The organism is Microbacterium sp. FW305-3-2-15-F-LB2 (assembly GCF_058787255.1).
Genome location: NZ_JBYSZO010000001.1, coordinates 248344 through 264242, shown reverse-complemented (window position 1 = coordinate 264242; position 15899 = coordinate 248344). Strand labels below are relative to the sequence as shown.

At 70.6% G+C, this 15899-nt stretch carries 16 protein-coding genes; 8 read left to right on the top strand and 8 right to left on the bottom strand.

The annotated features are described in order from the left end of the window. Window positions 1-156: 156 nt before the first annotated feature. The gene (locus AC3WLZ_RS01295; protein ID WP_412923296.1) at window positions 157-1002 is read right to left on the bottom strand and encodes a DUF559 domain-containing protein; all 846 of its coding nucleotides are present in this window, start codon (window positions 1000-1002) and stop codon (window positions 157-159) included. A gap of 302 nt (window positions 1003-1304) precedes the next feature. Here AC3WLZ_RS01295 and AC3WLZ_RS01290 point away from each other — a divergent pair, with 302 nt between their 5' ends. Further along, window positions 1305-1916, top strand: coding sequence for a zinc-binding alcohol dehydrogenase (locus AC3WLZ_RS01290; RefSeq protein WP_412923295.1), 612 nt, complete (start codon window positions 1305-1307; stop codon window positions 1914-1916). Window positions 1917-1941: 25 nt separating this feature from the next. On the opposite strand, the gene AC3WLZ_RS01285 is transcribed toward AC3WLZ_RS01290, so the two are convergent. Together AC3WLZ_RS01285 and AC3WLZ_RS01280 are read right to left on the bottom strand one after the other, a co-directional pair. Further along, window positions 1942-2277: a potassium transporter Trk gene (locus AC3WLZ_RS01285; protein ID WP_492468736.1), complete on the bottom strand. Its 336-nt coding sequence runs from the start codon at window positions 2275-2277 to the stop codon at window positions 1942-1944. A 60-nt stretch (window positions 2278-2337) separates the two neighbouring features. Then, a complete protein-coding gene (locus tag AC3WLZ_RS01280) occupies window positions 2338-2694 on the bottom strand; it encodes a sterol carrier family protein (RefSeq protein ID WP_412923293.1) in 357 nt (118 codons plus the stop codon). A 146-nt stretch (window positions 2695-2840) separates the two neighbouring features. On the opposite strand from AC3WLZ_RS01280, the gene purD reads away from it, so the two are divergent. Both purD and AC3WLZ_RS01270 read left to right on the top strand, forming a co-directional pair. Then, complete coding sequence (gene purD / locus AC3WLZ_RS01275) at window positions 2841-4112, top strand: phosphoribosylamine--glycine ligase (protein ID WP_492468734.1); 1272 nt, start codon at window positions 2841-2843, stop codon at window positions 4110-4112. A gap of 180 nt (window positions 4113-4292) precedes the next feature. Further along, window positions 4293-4631 carry a TfoX/Sxy family protein gene (locus tag AC3WLZ_RS01270; protein ID WP_492468733.1) on the top strand — a complete coding sequence of 113 codons (339 nt, stop codon included), beginning with the start codon at window positions 4293-4295 and terminating at the stop codon, window positions 4629-4631. 123 nt (window positions 4632-4754) lie between these two features. On the opposite strand, the gene AC3WLZ_RS01265 is transcribed toward AC3WLZ_RS01270, so the two are convergent. The 3 genes from AC3WLZ_RS01265 to AC3WLZ_RS01255 all read right to left on the bottom strand — a co-directional run bounded on the left by AC3WLZ_RS01265 (window position 4755) and on the right by AC3WLZ_RS01255 (window position 8790). Next, entirely contained in the window at window positions 4755-6359 is a 1605-nt protein-coding gene (locus AC3WLZ_RS01265) for an MFS transporter (protein WP_492468732.1), read from the bottom strand. Further along, on the bottom strand, window positions 6356-6976 hold the full coding sequence (locus AC3WLZ_RS01260; RefSeq protein WP_492468731.1) for a PadR family transcriptional regulator: 621 nt from the start codon (window positions 6974-6976) through the stop codon (window positions 6356-6358). The genes AC3WLZ_RS01265 and AC3WLZ_RS01260 overlap by 4 nt, the downstream gene beginning before the upstream one ends. A 110-nt stretch (window positions 6977-7086) precedes the next feature. Further along, the gene (locus tag AC3WLZ_RS01255) at window positions 7087-8790 is read right to left on the bottom strand and encodes a BCCT family transporter (RefSeq protein ID WP_492468730.1); all 1704 of its coding nucleotides are present in this window, start codon (window positions 8788-8790) and stop codon (window positions 7087-7089) included. 119 nt (window positions 8791-8909) lie between these two features. On the opposite strand from AC3WLZ_RS01255, the gene AC3WLZ_RS01250 reads away from it, so the two are divergent. The 5 genes from AC3WLZ_RS01250 (at window position 8910) to AC3WLZ_RS01230 (ending at window position 14179) form a co-directional block, all read left to right on the top strand. Continuing rightward, window positions 8910-9839: a phosphoribosylaminoimidazolesuccinocarboxamide synthase gene (locus tag AC3WLZ_RS01250; protein WP_492468729.1), complete on the top strand. Its 930-nt coding sequence runs from the start codon at window positions 8910-8912 to the stop codon at window positions 9837-9839. Between the two features lie 138 nt (window positions 9840-9977). Further along, complete coding sequence (locus tag AC3WLZ_RS01245; protein WP_492468728.1) at window positions 9978-11315, top strand: uracil-xanthine permease family protein; 1338 nt, start codon at window positions 9978-9980, stop codon at window positions 11313-11315. Between the two features lie 193 nt (window positions 11316-11508). Further along, the gene (gene nhaA / locus AC3WLZ_RS01240; protein WP_412923285.1) at window positions 11509-12840 is read left to right on the top strand and encodes a Na+/H+ antiporter NhaA; all 1332 of its coding nucleotides are present in this window, start codon (window positions 11509-11511) and stop codon (window positions 12838-12840) included. Window positions 12841-12885: 45 nt separating this feature from the next. After that, window positions 12886-13395, top strand: coding sequence for a VOC family protein (locus AC3WLZ_RS01235; RefSeq protein ID WP_492468727.1), 510 nt, complete (start codon window positions 12886-12888; stop codon window positions 13393-13395). Then, window positions 13388-14179, top strand: a complete 792-nt coding sequence (locus AC3WLZ_RS01230) for a MerR family transcriptional regulator (protein ID WP_492468726.1) — start codon at window positions 13388-13390, stop codon at window positions 14177-14179. Before AC3WLZ_RS01235 ends, AC3WLZ_RS01230 begins: the two co-directional genes overlap by 8 nt. Window positions 14180-14182: 3 nt before the next feature. Here the strand turns inward: AC3WLZ_RS01230 and AC3WLZ_RS01225 are convergent, their stop codons facing one another. Next, complete coding sequence (locus tag AC3WLZ_RS01225) at window positions 14183-14749, bottom strand: hypothetical protein (RefSeq protein WP_492468725.1); 567 nt, start codon at window positions 14747-14749, stop codon at window positions 14183-14185. A gap of 127 nt (window positions 14750-14876) precedes the next feature. Beyond that, the gene (locus tag AC3WLZ_RS01220; RefSeq protein ID WP_412923281.1) at window positions 14877-15890 is read right to left on the bottom strand and encodes a LacI family DNA-binding transcriptional regulator; all 1014 of its coding nucleotides are present in this window, start codon (window positions 15888-15890) and stop codon (window positions 14877-14879) included. Window positions 15891-15899 lie beyond the last annotated feature (9 nt).

Genomic DNA, 15899 nt, shown 5'->3' with positions numbered 1-15899 from the left:
CGGGGGTGTGCGGGGGCTGGTTGGGGCTGCGGCTGCGGCTGCGTGACGAGGGGAGGGCTTGGGACAGAGGGAGGATGCCATGGCCTCCCGACATCCTCCCCTCCTCCCCCGCCCTCCCCTCCCCCCGCATTTCACGGGCGCGACGCCAGGATGTGACTAGTCGCAGATTCGGTGAAGCCCCTGGGCGACCGCGTTCATGACGGTCATCTGCACCTGGGGCCAGTCGTGAATGACCTGTCGGTACCCGACGCGTATGACGTGGTACCCGTGAAGGGTGAGCAGTGCATCGTGCTGGATGTCTTGCTCACGCTGAGCGTCGACGTGGTGGCCCCCATCGACTTGGAACACGAGCCGGTCTCCGATCAGGAGGTCCACGCGATGATCGAGGATCCAGGCCTGAGGAATCAAACGAAGCCCGAGCCACCGAAGTCGGGCGATGAGATACGTCTCCAGTCCCGAGTCCGCGAATGGTTGCGCAACCTCCGCGAGCGCGCGGGCTCTCGCGGGGAGCGGCAGACGCGAGAGTTCGTCCAGCGAGATGAGCCGCTTGTTCAATGCCGACTCCCACACGACCAGTGCGTCATCACGAGGAAGGCAGGATGCAACGGCGACGAGGGTGTTGCCGACGCCATCGACGAGTGAGTCCGGGTGCCGCGGGATCAACGGGCGCGTGCGATGGACGCGTGTACCCGGAGCAACGTCCACGCGCCCCGAATGCGGACCCGTGGCAACATGCGGTTCGGTGTGCGATGCGACCCAGAGACCGTGATGCACGGCGGCCGTGATGCACGTCAGGATCACGCCCGCGCGCGCCGCGGCGGTGACATACGGATCGGCGTCGGGCAGGGCCAACCATCGGCGACGCAGCCGGACGAGTTCGCCACGGTCGGTGGCATCGGCCACCGCGCGCCATGAGACTCCCGCCTCTGCCAGTCGTACTCCACGCACGATCCCGCCAGCCCGGCGAGCGAGGTCGACGGGATCGGCGCGGTGAGCTGGCATCCACATACTGTGCGCGATTCGGCACGAACGCGTCCGGCGACGACGCGCTTCTGTGGACGGAATGCCGGATTCGGCGACTGGGGAGGAACCGTCGCCCGGAGTCCGTCCTTAGATGCCGCGGGACGAGCGGAGGAGTTGGGAGGTACGGAGGATGCCGGAAGGTGGATTGCTCCTCCCCTTGCCCCATGTCCTCCGGTCCTCACCGAGAAGCGGGCCGGCGAGCTACGAGCAGAGAACCCCGCGCAGCGACGCCGAGAGCAAGACCCGCCCTCGCGGTCACGACCGCTCCCTACAATGGCGCCATGGTGAGCGGTCAGCCGGACTGGGTGATCCGCGAGGACGCGGCGATCGCCGTCCTGATCGCGCTCTATCTGCGGCAGGTCTGCGGCATCCGCGCCCCGGAGGAGCTGCCGGCCCTCCGACGCGTGCCCGCGTATGACGGCCTCGACCGCCCCGAGGACGAACAGGCGCTTCTCGAACGCGAGTGGCGCGAACTGTGGGCCATGAGCGTCGAGCCGCTGGCGCACCCCTCGCCCGTCCCGCTCGAGTTGGTCGAGGGGTTCGACGACCTGCTGGCGCTACCGGTCGGCCGGGCCGAGGCGTTGCGGGAGGCGATCGCGCCGCACGCCGCGGACGCGCTGGAGTTCGCCCGGCTCGCTCACGGGCGCTACAGCGCGGAGGGCGCGTCGCGTCCGGGCGTCTCGTACCGCGCCTACGCCAGCGCGATCGCGGAGCACGAACGCCGGGTCGGGCGCCGGGCGCACTCGTTCGAGCTCAATGTCCAGGTGCTGCCGCTCGCACAACGCGGTGTGTGGTGGATCGGATCCCTCACCGTCGCCGTGACGGACGGCCTGCGCAGCGATGTCGTCGCGTTCGACACCGCCATCCACCCGATCATCGCCGAGCTGGCGTGAGCCGCGGGGGCGCCCGCGGGCGGCGTCAGTAGCGGTAGCGCTCGTGGTCGACCGCGACGTCACGGACCTTCCGGCCCACCACTCGCTCGGAGATGAGCGCGGCGATCGCGCCCAACGTCACGCCGACGACGACGCAGATGAGCGCCGTGAAACCAAAGACCTGCAGCTGCGAGTAGACGACCTGCGTGTACGGGCTGAGGTCGGAGCCGTCGATCGCGAACGTCAAGATGAGAGCCGCCAGGATGCCAAGGAGCGCACCCGCGGCCAGGAAGACGCCATACTTGGGCGCGCGGCGCACGCGCAGCGTCACGATCTCCTCGTGCACGAGGGGCTTGCGTTCAGGGGCGGGCTGCTCAGCCATGCTCACATTGTCCCACCGCGGCAGGTTCCGCGGGTCGCCGATTGCCCGACGTCGAATCGGTCACGGGCGCAGCGGCAGCAGCGCGCTCAGGTCGGCGCGCACGCCGGAGGCGACGATCCGGCCCGAGGCAGCGGCATCCGCCCAGCTCTCCACGCCGGTGGCCACGGCGATCCAGGTCGCCGCGTCGGTCTCGACGACGTTGGGCGGGGTGCCGCGGGTGTGTCGCGGCCCCTCGATGACCTGGACGGCACCGAACGGCGGCACGCGCATCTCGACCGAGTTCCCCGGCGCCTTCTCGACGAGCAGTTGCAGCAGGTACCGCACGGCGGTCGCGGTCGCCGTCCGGGGCGCGTCGCCCGCGGCCACGGCGGCGAGCGCCGCGCGGCCGTCTCCGGTGTCGATGCGGCGAGGGGGCATGGCATCCACGGTACCCGGGTCCCTCTCGCCCAACCGTCACCCCTGTCGAGTGTCCCTGACACGCCGGCACGTGTCCGGGCCCGACGCCGAGTCCTGGGCCTTCGACGGATAAAGGCGGTGTCCGAGGCGCTCGATAGGCTGGCCGCGTGAGAATCCTGGTCCTCGGTTCGGGCGCGCGCGAGCACGCCATCATCCTCGCCCTGCGCTCGGAAGAGGTCTCGCACGCGATCTACGCCGCCCCCGGCAATGCCGGCATCGCCCGCGACGCCCACGTCGTCGACCTCGACGCGAACGATCCGGTCGCCGTCACCGAGTTCGCGAACACCGAGGCGATCGACCTCGTCGTGATCGGACCCGAAGCTCCGCTGGTCGCCGGCGTGGCCGATGCGCTGCGCGAGCGCGGCATCCCGGTGTTCGGTCCGGGCAAGGCGGCGGCGCAGCTCGAGGGATCGAAGACGTATGCCAAGCGGATCATGGATGCCGCGGGCGTCCCGACCGGACGAGCCGTGCGCGCGCACGATCTCGCCGGCGTCGAGGCGGCGCTCGACGACCTCGGCGCCCCGCACGTCGTGAAGGCCGACGGTCTCGCCGCGGGCAAGGGCGTCATCGTGACGACCGACCGCGCAGCGGCACTCGCGCACGCCGAGGCGTACCTGCCGACGGGTCCCGTGCTCATCGAGGAGTTCCTCGCCGGGCCCGAGGTCTCGCTCTTCTTCCTCAGCGACGGCGACCGGGTGCTGCCCCTCAGTCCCGCGCAGGACTTCAAGCGCCTGCGCGACGGCGACGAGGGCCCCAACACCGGCGGCATGGGGGCGTATTCGCCGTTGCCGTGGCTGCTGGAGCGCTTCGGCGGCGAGGAGGAGTTCGTCGACCACGTCACGCGCGAGGTGGCCGAGCCGGTGATCCGGCAGATGGATGCCGAGGGCACCCCCTTCATCGGACTCCTGTACGCCGGGCTCATCCTCACCGAGGCGGGCGTGAAGGTCATCGAGTTCAACGCGCGCTTCGGCGACCCCGAGACGCAGGTGGTCCTGCCGCGGCTCGTCGACCCGCTGTCGACGCTGCTCCTGGCCGCGGCCTCCGGCACGCTCGAGGACCAGCCGCGTCCCGCGTTCGCCGAGGCGACCGCCGTCACGGTCGTGCTGGCGAGCGAGGGCTACCCCGAGGCTCCGATCACCGGACGACCGCTCACCGGCGTCGACGACGCTGAAGAGGTCGACGGGGTGCACCTCGCGCACGCGGCGACCATGCTCCGCGACGGGCAGCTGCACGCGACCGGAGGCCGCGTTCTCAACGTGGTCGCCCTCGGGACGACGTTCCGCGAGGCCCGCTCCGCCGCGTACGAGGCGCTGAGCCTGATCGGCCTCGAGGGCGGTCAGTACCGCACCGACATCGCCGCTCGCGTCGTCGAGGACTGACGCGCGACCGGAGCGCCGCGCTGCCCCGGCATCCGGCTGATCCGCTGTCTGATCCGCGAGACTTCATCGCGCTGACATCCCCCGCGCAATCTTCAAGGGAGATGTCGGCGCGATGAAGTCTCGGCGTTTCGGCACCGAGCACCCCTCACCCCGGCATCCCGAGCGGGCTAGCGTATGCGCATGGTGGACCGGGATGCCATGGCGCGCGGGCACGTGATCTTCGACCCGATCGCGGAGCGTCTGTGTGCGCTGCCCGACGTCGACATCGGCCGCATGTTCGGCACCGACGGTCTCCGCGTGCGCGCGAAGATATTCGCGTTCGTCGCGCACCAGGGCTCTCTCGTGGTGAAGCTGCCCGAAGAGCGGATCGGCGAGCTCGCGGCGGACGGGATCGGCGCCCCCATGGTCATGCGCGGTCGGCCCCTGCGGGAGTGGGCAGAGATCTCGCCGGATGCCTCCGAGACGTGGGCCGCCCTGATCGACGAGGCCCACCGCTTCGTCGACGACATCACGCCCTGAGGCCGGCCGGCACGCGGTTCCCGCCGAAACAGCAATTGCCCGACATCTCCCCCGCAGAATGCAAGGGAGATGTCGGGCGCGTGCAGTCTCGGCGGAACCGACCCGGGCCGAACCTCGGCCGGGCTACTCGCCCGAGGGAGCGGTGCCCGCGGCCGCGGGAGCGGTCCGCGCAGGAGAGATCGGCGCGGGAGCCGAACCCTGCCCGGCCGGAGCCGCCGAAGCCTGCGCCGGAGCGGCGTCGAGGGGCGTCCCGTGGGCACGGATCACCGAGGGCCGCCGCATGAACAGCACGGCCACGAGTCCGAGGACGATCACGCCGATGGGGAGGAGCAGCGACTGACCCATAGCGGTGGAGAAGCCCTCGACGATCTGCGGCGGGAGCACTCCCCCACCGAAGCTCGTTCCGGCATCGCCCGCTCCGGGCAGGTTGGCCTCGAGGCGCGCCTGCATGAACGCGGCGATGGATGCCGAACCGATCACCGATCCGACGGTGCGGGTGGTGTTGTAGATGCCCGCGCCGGCGCCGGCCTGGCGCGGCGGGAGGTTGCGCGTCGCCGTCGTGGCGAGCGGACCCCACATGCCGGCGTTTCCGACGCCCATCAGCGCGGACGGGATCAGGAACGCCCAGATGGGAGCGTCGCCGAAGATGAGCGCGGCGTACAGCGCGAGCGAGCCGCCGACCAGCAGGAGTCCGGGCACGAGCAGGAACCGCGGGTCGGTGCGATCGAGCAGCTTCCCCGCGAACGGCGCCAGGACCCCCGAGAGGATCGCGAGCGGGATGAGCAGCAGCGCCGACTCGGTCGGGGTGAGGCCGCGCGCCAGCTGGAGGTAGAACATCTGCGGCAGGGCCATGCTCGTCACGGTGAATCCCACCGTCGCGATCGCGAGGTTCGCCACCGAGAAGTTGCGCTCGCGGAAGAGGTCGAGCGGCACGAGGGGTTCGCCCTTGCTCCGGGCCTGCGTCCAGATGAACACGCCCATCACGACGACTCCGGCGGCCACCATCGCCCAGATCCACGCGGCCCACGAGTAGTGCTCGCCCTCCTGGAGGCCGAACACGATGAGGAAGAGCCCCACGGCGCTCAGCACGACGCCGAGGATGTCGAACTTGTGCGCGGTCTTCGGCAGCTGCGGCACGAGCACGAGCGCGGCGATGAAGCCGATGACGCCGACCGGGATGTTGATGAAGAAGATCCACTCCCACCCGAGGCCGTCGACCAGCAGGCCGCCCGCGAGCGGACCCACGAGCGTCGCGACACCGGCGGTGGCCCCCCACAGCCCCATGGCTGCGCCGCGGCGCTGCGCAGGGAAGGTGCGGGTGATGACCGCCATCGTCTGGGGCGTCATGAGCGCGGCGCCGAGGCCCTGGACGGCGCGGGCGACGATCAGCATCTCGAGCGAGGTGGCCAGGCCGCACGCGAGCGAGGCGATCGTGAAGATCGCCAGGCCCGTCAGGTAGATGTTCTTGGGACCGAAGCGGTCGCCGAGACGACCGGTGATGAGCAGCGGCACGGCGTACGTGAGCAGGTAGGCGCTGGTGACCCACACGACGTTGTCGAGGTTGTTGGTGTTCGGATCGAGCGCCGACTTGATGGCCGGGTTGGCCACCGAGACGATCGTGGTGTCGACGAGGATCATGAAGAACCCGATGACCAGCGCCCAGAGGGCGGGCCACGGGCTCCGTTCGGGCGGAGCGGATGCCACGGAGGCGGCGCGGGAATCGGTCATGCGGGGGTCTCCTTCGAGACGCGGAGTCGTTCGAGGTGGTGAGGAAGGCCGTCGGCGCCCCACGGGAGGGTGCCGGCGATCAGGCCGTTGCGCAGGGAGTCCTGCCAGGCGAGTTCGGCGTCGAGGAGAACGGACTGCCGCTCGACCTCGATCATGTACTGGTGCGGGACCGCGCGGTCGCGTGCACGGGACAGCCCGTCACGGTGCTCGTCGCGGGAGGCGACGAGGAGTTCCCGCCGCCGGTCGAGGAGCGCGACGACGTCGTCACGGTCGAGATTATGGGCTTCGGCCAGGGCGACGCGGAAGTCGCCGGGACGGTCGATCTGCGGCAGTTCCGCGCGGACCCAGGCGTCCACGGCGTTGCGTCCGGCGTCGAGCAGGCGATACGTCGTGCGCTCGGGGCGGTTGCCGTCGCGGTCGACGCCGACCTCAGCGACGAGGCCCTCCCGTTCGAGGCGCGCGATCGTGTGGTAGATCGTGCCCTTCTGCAGCGGGACGAGCCGATCGTCGCCACGATCGCGCAGCAGTCGGAGCATCTCGTAGGGATGCATGTCGCCCTCGCGCAGGGTCGCCAGGAGCATCACCGCGAGCGGTGTGAGTCGCGTGGGTTCTGGCATCCACCCCTCCATGGTCCGTGTCGACTAGTCCATGTGGACTATATCGCACAGAAGGCGGTGGGAGACCCCCGCGGCGGTTAACGTTTCGGTGTGCCGGGCGCGGAGGCGCGTCACTCCTCCGGGGCGTCGGCGTCGGCCGCACGGCGGCGCCGCCACCGCGCCGGCAGGCCGAAGATGCCGCGCTGGTTGGCCTCCTCGACCTCCAGGCCGTAGTGCTCGCCGATCTGCTCGCGCAGTCGCGCGCGCTCGGCGCGGTCGTACGCCTTCAGCTCGCGCCGGAACGCCACGACGGTGGCCCAGCAGATCGCGAGCAGCACGAGGCTGAACGGCAGAGCGATGCTGATCGCCGCCGTCTGGAGCGCCGTCAGTCCCCCCGCGATGAGGAGGGCGAAGGCGATCACCGACGTCGCGAGGGTGAAGAACACGCGCGTCCAGCGGGGCGGCTCCTCCTCTCCGCCGGTGGCGATCATGCTCATCACGAGCGCGCCGGAGTCGGCCGAGGTGATGAAGAAGATGCCGATGAGGACGAGGAACCCAATGACGAGGAACACCGAGCCCGGCACCGTCTCGAGCAGCTGGAAGAGCGCCGTCGACACATCGATCGTCCCATCGGCGCCGACGAACGTCGCCGAGCCGGTCAACTCCGCGTAGATGGCCGAGCCGCCGAGCACCGTGAACCACAGGATGCCGACGAGCGTGGGCACCAGGATCACTCCGGTGACGAACTCGCGCACCGTCCGTCCGCGCGAGATGCGCGCGATGAAGATCCCGACGAACGGCGCCCACGACATCCACCAGCCCCAGTAGAAGGCGGTCCACGCGCCCTGCCAGGCCACGCCCGCCTCACCGGAGTAGGCGCTCACCGTGAAGGAGAGGCCGACGAAGTTCTGAATGTAGTTGCCGATCGACTGCACGACGTCGCGCAGCAGGAACTCGGTCGGTCCCACGAACAGCAGGTAGAGCATCAGGATGCCGGCGAGAACGAGGTTGATGTTCGACAGCCACTTCATGCCGCGGCCGACGCCCGACAGAACCGAGAACAGCACGAACCCGGTGATGATGCCGATGAGGATCGCCTGGCTGACGATCGAGGGCGGCACGACGCCGAGGAAGTCGAGGCCGGCGCTGATCTGGATGACGCCGAGTCCGAGCGAGGTCGCGACGCCGAAGAGCGTGCCCACGAGGGCGGCGACATCGATCGCATTGCCCCACCCGCCCTGCACCAGCCGGGCGCCCAGGATCGGCTCGAGCGCCCAGCGGATCGTGCGCGGGCGCTTGCGGCGATGGAAGGCGTAGGCCAGCGCGAGACCGATCACGACGTAGATCGACCACGCGTGCACGCCCCAGTGGAGGAACGTCTGCGACATCGCCTGCTGCGCGATCTCCGTCGCCGAGCCGTCGACGCCCGGTCGCGGGGAGGTGAAGTGACTCAGCGGCTCGCTCACGCCGTAGAACACCAGACCGATGCCCATGCCGGCGGCGAACAGCAGCGAGAACCACGACAGGGTCGAGAACTCCGGCTCGTCGTCGTCGCCGCCGAGCTTGATGCGGCCGAATCGACTGAATCCCATCGTGAGGGCGAAGACGACGAAGAACGCCGCGATGAGGACGTAGTACCAGTTGAACGCCGAGACGATCGCCGTCTGCAGCGCGCCGAACGCGACCTCGGCCGCGGAGGGGAAGAGCAGCGCGAAGGCGATGAACGTCAGCGCGATGGCCGACGCCGGCCAGAACACCCAGCCGCGGAGGGTGCGGTGGGAGCTGCCGTCGGGAGGATCGATGGATGCCGCGGTGTCGGGGTTCGCCTCGGTCATCCTTCGACGGTAGCGAGGCGACCCCAAAACGCCGGGGGGCGGGCGCGCGCGGCCGGGATGTGACAAGATCTCGCTCATCGCGGCCGTGGGCGGCCCGGCCGACCCGCGATAATGAGCGGGTGATCCCCGACTCCCCCCTCGCGCTCGACGGCTGGCGCCACATCTATTCGGGCAAGGTCCGCGACCTGTACGTCCCCGCCGACACGGCCGAGGGAGCCGCGCCCGCGCACCTGCTGGTGGTCGCGAGCGATCGGGTCAGCGCCTTCGACCACGTCCTGAACCCCGGCATCCCCGACAAGGGCGTGCTGCTGACGACGCTGAGCCTGTGGTGGTTCGACCGGCTCGCCGGCGCCGACGGGGGGCGTGGCATCCCGAATCACCTCGCCGCCGACCACGTGCTCGAGGGCGACGACGCCGTCGAGCTGATCCCGGATGCCGTGCGCGGTCGCGCGATGCTCGTCCGGTCGCTCGACATGCAGCCGATCGAGTGCGTCGTGCGCGGCTACCTGACCGGGTCGGGATGGGCCGAGTATCAGGCGACGCGTACGGTGTGCGGCATCCCGCTCCCCGACGGACTGGGCGATGGCGATCGGCTGCCCGAGCCTCTCTATACCCCCGCCTACAAAGCGCCGATGGGCGAGCACGACGAGAACATCACGTACGAGCGATCCGTCGAGCTCGTCGGCGCCGAGACCGCGGCCGCCCTGCGCGACCTGTCGCTGGAGATCTACCGCCGCGCCGCAGCGATCGCCGAGAAGCGCGGCCTGATCCTCGCCGACACGAAGTTCGAGTTCGGCTACGACGCCGAGGGCGTGCTGACCCTCGCCGACGAGGTGTTGACGTCGGACTCGTCGCGGTACTGGGATGCCGAAGCCTGGCGCACGGGCACGACCCCGGCCGAGCGCATGGCGAGCTTCGACAAGCAGATCGTCCGCGACTGGCTCGCCGCCCACTGGGACAAGCAAGGCGAGCCCCCCGCCCTCCCCGACGACATCGTGACGCGCACACGCGCCCGCTACGCCGAGCTGCTGAGCCGCCTGACGTCCTGACGCGCCCGGCGCCCGCGCCGGCAGCGACGAGAACACACGTTCGGGCCGAACGCACACGCTCGGGGCGTCTGCAACGTGAGCGTTCGACCCGAACGTGCGCGATCGGCATCCATTCCCCACCACCGCGAGGAGAGACACATGTTCCAGTGGAAGCTGCACGGAAACGGGCGCACGGTCGCGCCGGGAGCGGTCGTCGCCCCGGGCGAGCGCCTCAACTGGGGAGCCACGGTCGCGATCGGACTCCAGCACGTCATCGCGATGTTCGGCGCCACGTTCCTCGTGCCCGTGCTCACCGGGTTCCCGGTGTCGACGACGCTGCTGTTCTCGGGCGTGGGGACGCTGCTCTTCCTCCTCGTCACCCGCAACCGGCTCCCCAGCTACCTCGGGTCGTCGTTCGCTTTCATCGCGCCCGTGACCGCGGCGACCACGATCGGCGGAACGGGTTCCGCCCTCGCGGGCATCGTGGCCGTCGGCATCCTGCTCGCCCTCATCGGCGTCGTGGTGCAGTTCGTCGGGCTCGGGTGGGTCGACAAGGTCATGCCGCCGGTGGTCGCCGGGGCGATCGTCGCGCTCATCGGCTTCAACCTGGCCCCCGTCGCGTGGCAGAACTTCCAGCTCCAACCCCTGCCCGGCACGATCACGCTCGTCGCGGTGATCCTCTTCAGCGTGCTGTTCCGCGGATTCCTCGGGCGCATCTCGATCTTCCTCGGCGTCATCGTCGGCTACGTCGCGACGGTCCTGATCCAGGTCACGACCGGTGAGACGCTCATCGACTTCGCGCCGGTCGAGGCCGCGCCGTGGATCGGCCTTCCCGAGTTCCACCTCGCGAACTTCGCGTCGCCGCAGACGTGGTCGGTCATCGCGATGTTCCTCCCGGTCGTTCTGGTGCTCGTGGCCGAGAACGTCGGGCACGTCCGGGGCGTGGCGGCGATGACGGATGCCACGGCCAACCGTTCCACCGGACGCGCGCTGATCGCCGACGGCGTCGCCACGACCCTCGCGGGAACGTTCGGCGGCTCGGGCACGACGACGTACGGCGAGAACATCGGCGTCATGGCCGCGACCCGCGTCTACTCGACCGCCGTGTACTGGGTCGCCGGGCTCACCGCGATCGTGCTGAGCCTCTCACCCAAGGTCGGTGCGGTGTTCAACACGATCCCCGCCGGAGTGCTCGGTGGGGTCACGACGGCGCTCTACGGCCTGATCGGCATCATCGGGATCAAGATCTGGGTCGACAACCGCGTCGACTTCTCGCGCCCGGTCAACCAGTACACGGGCGCGGTCGCGCTGGTGCTCGCGATCGCGGGGTTCACGATGCAGTGGGGCGACTTCCAGCTCGGCGCGATCGTGCTCGGCGCCGTCGCCGCCCTGGTCATCTACCACCTGGGCAACGCGATCGCCCGCGCCCGCAAGACCGGTGCCGACGACGGCGGCCCGATCCCCGCGGTGGGTCCCCTAGGCGGCGACCCGTCCTGAGGCCCCGCGCGGGCGGCATCCGCGCTCGAAAGCACCCGTTCGGGTCGAGCGCCCACGTTCCGGCCGACCCGAACGTGTGCTCCCGGCCGGATCGTGCGCTTTCGGCAACGTTCAGGTCGCCCAGGTAAACTGGCGGGGGCGTGTCGGGAAGTCTGGTCGACGATCGTGTCGATCGACCCCGAAAGCAGATGCCATGACAGAAACCCCCACCCGCGCGCCGAGCTGGCCGGGCTACCGCGAAGTCCACCGCGTCACCACCGTGCTCCGCCGAGAGTCCGTGGGCGGCATGCTGCTCGTGATCGCCGCGATCGCGGCGATCATCTGGGCCAACTCCCCCGCCTCGGACGCGTACTTCGCCCTGCGCGACCTGCGGTTCGGGTACGAGCCGTGGCACCTCGAACTGAGCGTCGGCGCGTGGGCGGCCGACGGCCTGCTCGCGATCTTCTTCTTCATGGTCGGCCTCGAGCTCAAGCGCGAGATCGTCGTGGGGAGCCTTCGCCGCTTCAGCACCGCCATCGTCCCGATCACCGCCGCCGCGGCGGGCGTCGCGGTGCCCGCGCTCATCTACGTCGCCGTCGTCTCTTCGCAGCCGAGCCTGCTCGCCGGCTGGGCGATCCCCGCCGCGACCGACATCGCGTTCGCCGTCGCCGTGCTCGCGCTCGTCGGTTCGCACCTGCCGGGCCCGCTGCGCATCTTCCTGCTCACGCTCGCGGTCGTCGACGATCTCATCGCGATCGCGATCATCGCGCTGTTCTACACGAGCGACATCTCGCTCCTCCCGCTCGCCGTCTTCGCGGTGCTCGTCGCGATCTACGGCGTGATCGCGCATCGCGGCCGCGCCTGGTTCGCCCGCACCCCGTGGGCCGCGTGGGTCGTGCTGCTGCCGATCGGTTTCGCCGCGTGGGCGTTCCTGCACGCGTCGGGCGTCCACGCCACGATCGCCGGCGTCGCGCTGGCGTTCACGATTCCGGTCGCCCCCTCGAAGCGTCAGCCCGAGATCCGCGGCATGGACCTCGCCGAGCAGTTCGAGCACCGCTTCCGCCCCCTGTCGGCGGGCATCGCGGTGCCGATCTTCGCGTTCTTCGCCGCGGGCGTGGCGATCGGCGGCGCCGAGGGTCTCGCTCGCGCGGTCATGGACCCCGTCACCGTCGGCGTCGTCGCCGGGCTCGTGCTCGGCAAGCCGATCGGCATCCTGCTCGGGGTCCGCCTGCTCACGCTGGTGACGAAGGTGCGCCTCGACCCGGCGCTGAAATGGATCGACCTCGCCGGTGTCGGCCTGCTCGCGGGCATCGGATTCACGGTGTCGCTGCTGATCGCCGAGCTCAGCTTCCCCGCCGGCTCACCCCACACCGACGACGCGAAGATCGCGATCATGGTGGCCTCGCTCCTGGCATCCGTCTTCGCCGCCATCGTCCTGCTCGCCCGCAACCGCCGCTACAAGCAGCTCGCGGCGGCGGAAGAAGTGGATGCCGACGGCGACGACGTTCCGGACGTGTACCAGCAGCCGCTGCCCCCGAGAAGCTGATCGGCGGCTTGACCCTCACGCGGCGTGAGCCCTGAGCCTGGACTCATGACCCGCTCCTCCGACGCTTTCGAGATCAGCCCCGTTCCCCCGCCCGGACCGGATGCCGTCGCCCCACCGCTGTTCCGGGGCATCTACGGGATGCCGATGTTCGTCACCCTCCCCACGTCCGACCTCGCCGCCTCGGTCGACTTCTGGACGCGCGGGCTCGGGTTCTTCGAGCTGTTCGGCATCCCGGGCCGGATGGTGCATCTCCGGCGATGGGCGTTCCAGGACGTCCTGCTCGTCGCGGGCGAGGGGAACGAGATCGTCCCGACCTCCCGCGTCAGCTTCGCGTGCGTGCTCGGGCAGATCCCGGAGATCCTCGCGGCACTGCGCGAGGTGGGCGTCGACGCGGACTCGCACGACAGCCCCTGGAACACGCGCGACATCGACGTGGTCACACCCGAGAACGTCCGCGTGACCTTCACCGCGGCGAAGGTCTTCGATCCTGACAGCGCCGAAGGACGGAACCTCCGGAGCGTGGGCATCGGCACCGACAATGGACACCATGACTGACCAGGGTCTCCCCGTCGGCGAGACCGCCGCGCGCCTCGGGGTGACGGTGCGCACCCTGCACCACTGGGACGAGATCGGGCTCGCGCGGCCCGCGGCGCGCTCCACCGCCGGCTACCGGCTGTACACCCGCGACGACCTCGAACGCCTCCGCCGGATCCTCGTGTACCGCGAACTCGGCCTCGACCTCGACTCCATCCGCGCGGTGCTCGACGAGGCCGGCGGCGACGTCGCCGCCCAGTTGCGAGTCCAGCGCGCGCAACTCGCGCAGCGCATGGAGCAGCTGCGCGACCTCGACGACGACCTCGAACGCATGATCGCGGCGCAGGAGCGCGGCATCCTTCTCTCCGAAGACGAGCAGACCGCCGCGTTCGGCCGGGACTGGGACCCCGCGTGGGCGGCCGAGGCGGCCGAACGCTACCGCGGCACGGAACAGTGGCAGCAGTACGCCGAGCGGTCGGCGTCGCGGACGCCCGCCGACTGGGCGGCCGTCACCTCGGCGGTCACGGCTCTCGAGCGCGAACTCGGCGACGCCCTGGCATCCGGCGCCCTGCCCGGAGACGAGCGCGCGAACGATCTCGTCGAACGGCACCGCGGGGTGTTCTCGGCGTACTTCCCGATCACACGATCGATGCAGGTATGCCTGGGCCGCATGTACGCGGCGGACCCGCGTTTCGCGGCGCACTACGACGGCGTGCACCCCGGCCTCGCCGTATGGCTCCGGGACGCGATCGACGCGAGCGCCCGGGCGCACGGCATCGACCCCGACGCCGCGACGTGGGAGTGAAGGTCAGCCGTAGATCTGGGCGGCGATGTCGGACAGCCACGCCCGCGCGTTGACGTTGACGGTCTCGAGGTAGATCCACACGTCGTCGCGCGCGACGATGACGTCCTCGCTGCTCGCCGCATCGCCGGGGCGCGAGCAGTACTGCGCTCCGAAGTCCTGCGCCGGCTGGCACTGGTAGCCCTCCGACGTCAGCTGCGCGAGCCCGTCGGTCACGTCGGCGTCGCTCGCGGTGCTGACGATCAGCAGCACCGCGGCGGCTTCCTCCTGGATCCAGTTGCACGACAGCACGGTGGTCGCGTTCGGCGGGGCGGGGCGGACGAACCCGTCGGCGTGCTGGGCGGTGAGATCACCGACGGTCTCGGCGCGGCTGCTCGCGGTGCCGAGGTCGTCACAGGATGCCGGAACGTTGGCCGCCACGCTGGCCGAGGTCGAACTGGGCGAGGACGTGGGCGCGGGCGTGGCCGACGGCGTCACCACCGTCACCGACGGCGTGGACGTCTCGGACGCGACGGGAGTCGCCTCCTCGGGCACGCATCCGGTCAGGCTCGCCAGCGCCACCAGCGCGGCCACGGCGGAAACACTTCTCCATCGACGCATCGTCGGTCCTCTCGCGCGGGCGCGGATTCGGGTTCGCGCGCCGCCGTGCGCTCAGGCTAGCGGCTGGGCGCGTCGCTTGTCGCCCCGATCGGGGAAGCGCTCACGCCGAAGCGCGCACGATGATCTCGGTCGGCAGGATCGCAGTGTTGGCCGTCACCCGACCCGCGAGGACGTCGAGCAGCATCGTCGCCATCTGCCGGCCCTGATCGCGCGAGGGCTGCCGGACCGTCGTCAGGGCAGGTACGAGGGAGGTCGCGACCGCGGAGTCGTCGAAGCCGATCACGGCGATGTCGCGTCCCGGTTCGTGCCCACGCTCGCGGAGTGCCGTGTAGACGCCACGGGCCATGAGGTCGCTGGCGACGAAGAGCGCCTCGGGAAGATCCCCGGATGCCAGCATCCGGCGCATCGCCTCGGCGCCGCCCGCTTCGGTGAAGTCGCCGTCCTCGACACCCACGGGCTCGAGCCCGGCCTCCGCGAGGACGTCCCGAAACCCCTGGAGACGGTCGATGCCCGCGGGCATGTCGGCGGGCCCGGCGACGGTCGCGACACGGCGGTGACCGCGGTCGAGCAGGTAGCGGGTGGCATCCCGCCCGCCCTGGATGTTGTCGACGTCGACGTAGTGGTCGGTGGGTCGCACGCGCGCGGGGCGTCCGCCGAACACGACGGGGACCGTGTCGGCGAGGCGGTCGACGAAGGTGTCGCTCGTATGGTGCGAGGCCACGATCGCGCCGTCCACGCTGCCGCTGCGAAGGTACCCGAGGGCCTTGGCGCTCGCGTCGTCGCTCGCGATGAGCATGTTCATGACGTAGTCGGAGTCGCCGATGACCTGCGAGATCCCCGCGACGATGGACCCGAAGAACGGGTCGCCGAAGAAGCGGTCGGTGTCTTCGGGGATCACGAGCGCGATCGCGCGCGTCTGGCGGCTGGCGAGCGACCGTGCGGCCCGATTGGGGACGTACTGCAATTCCTCGATGGCACGGCGCACGGCCTCGAGGGCGGTGGGCGACACCGCCGTCGACCCGTTGACCACGCGCGACACGGTGGAACGGGAGACGCCGGCTCGGGCGGCGACCTCTTCGATGGTGGCGGCGCCTCGCGCAGGGGCGAGATCCATCGGCCTCCT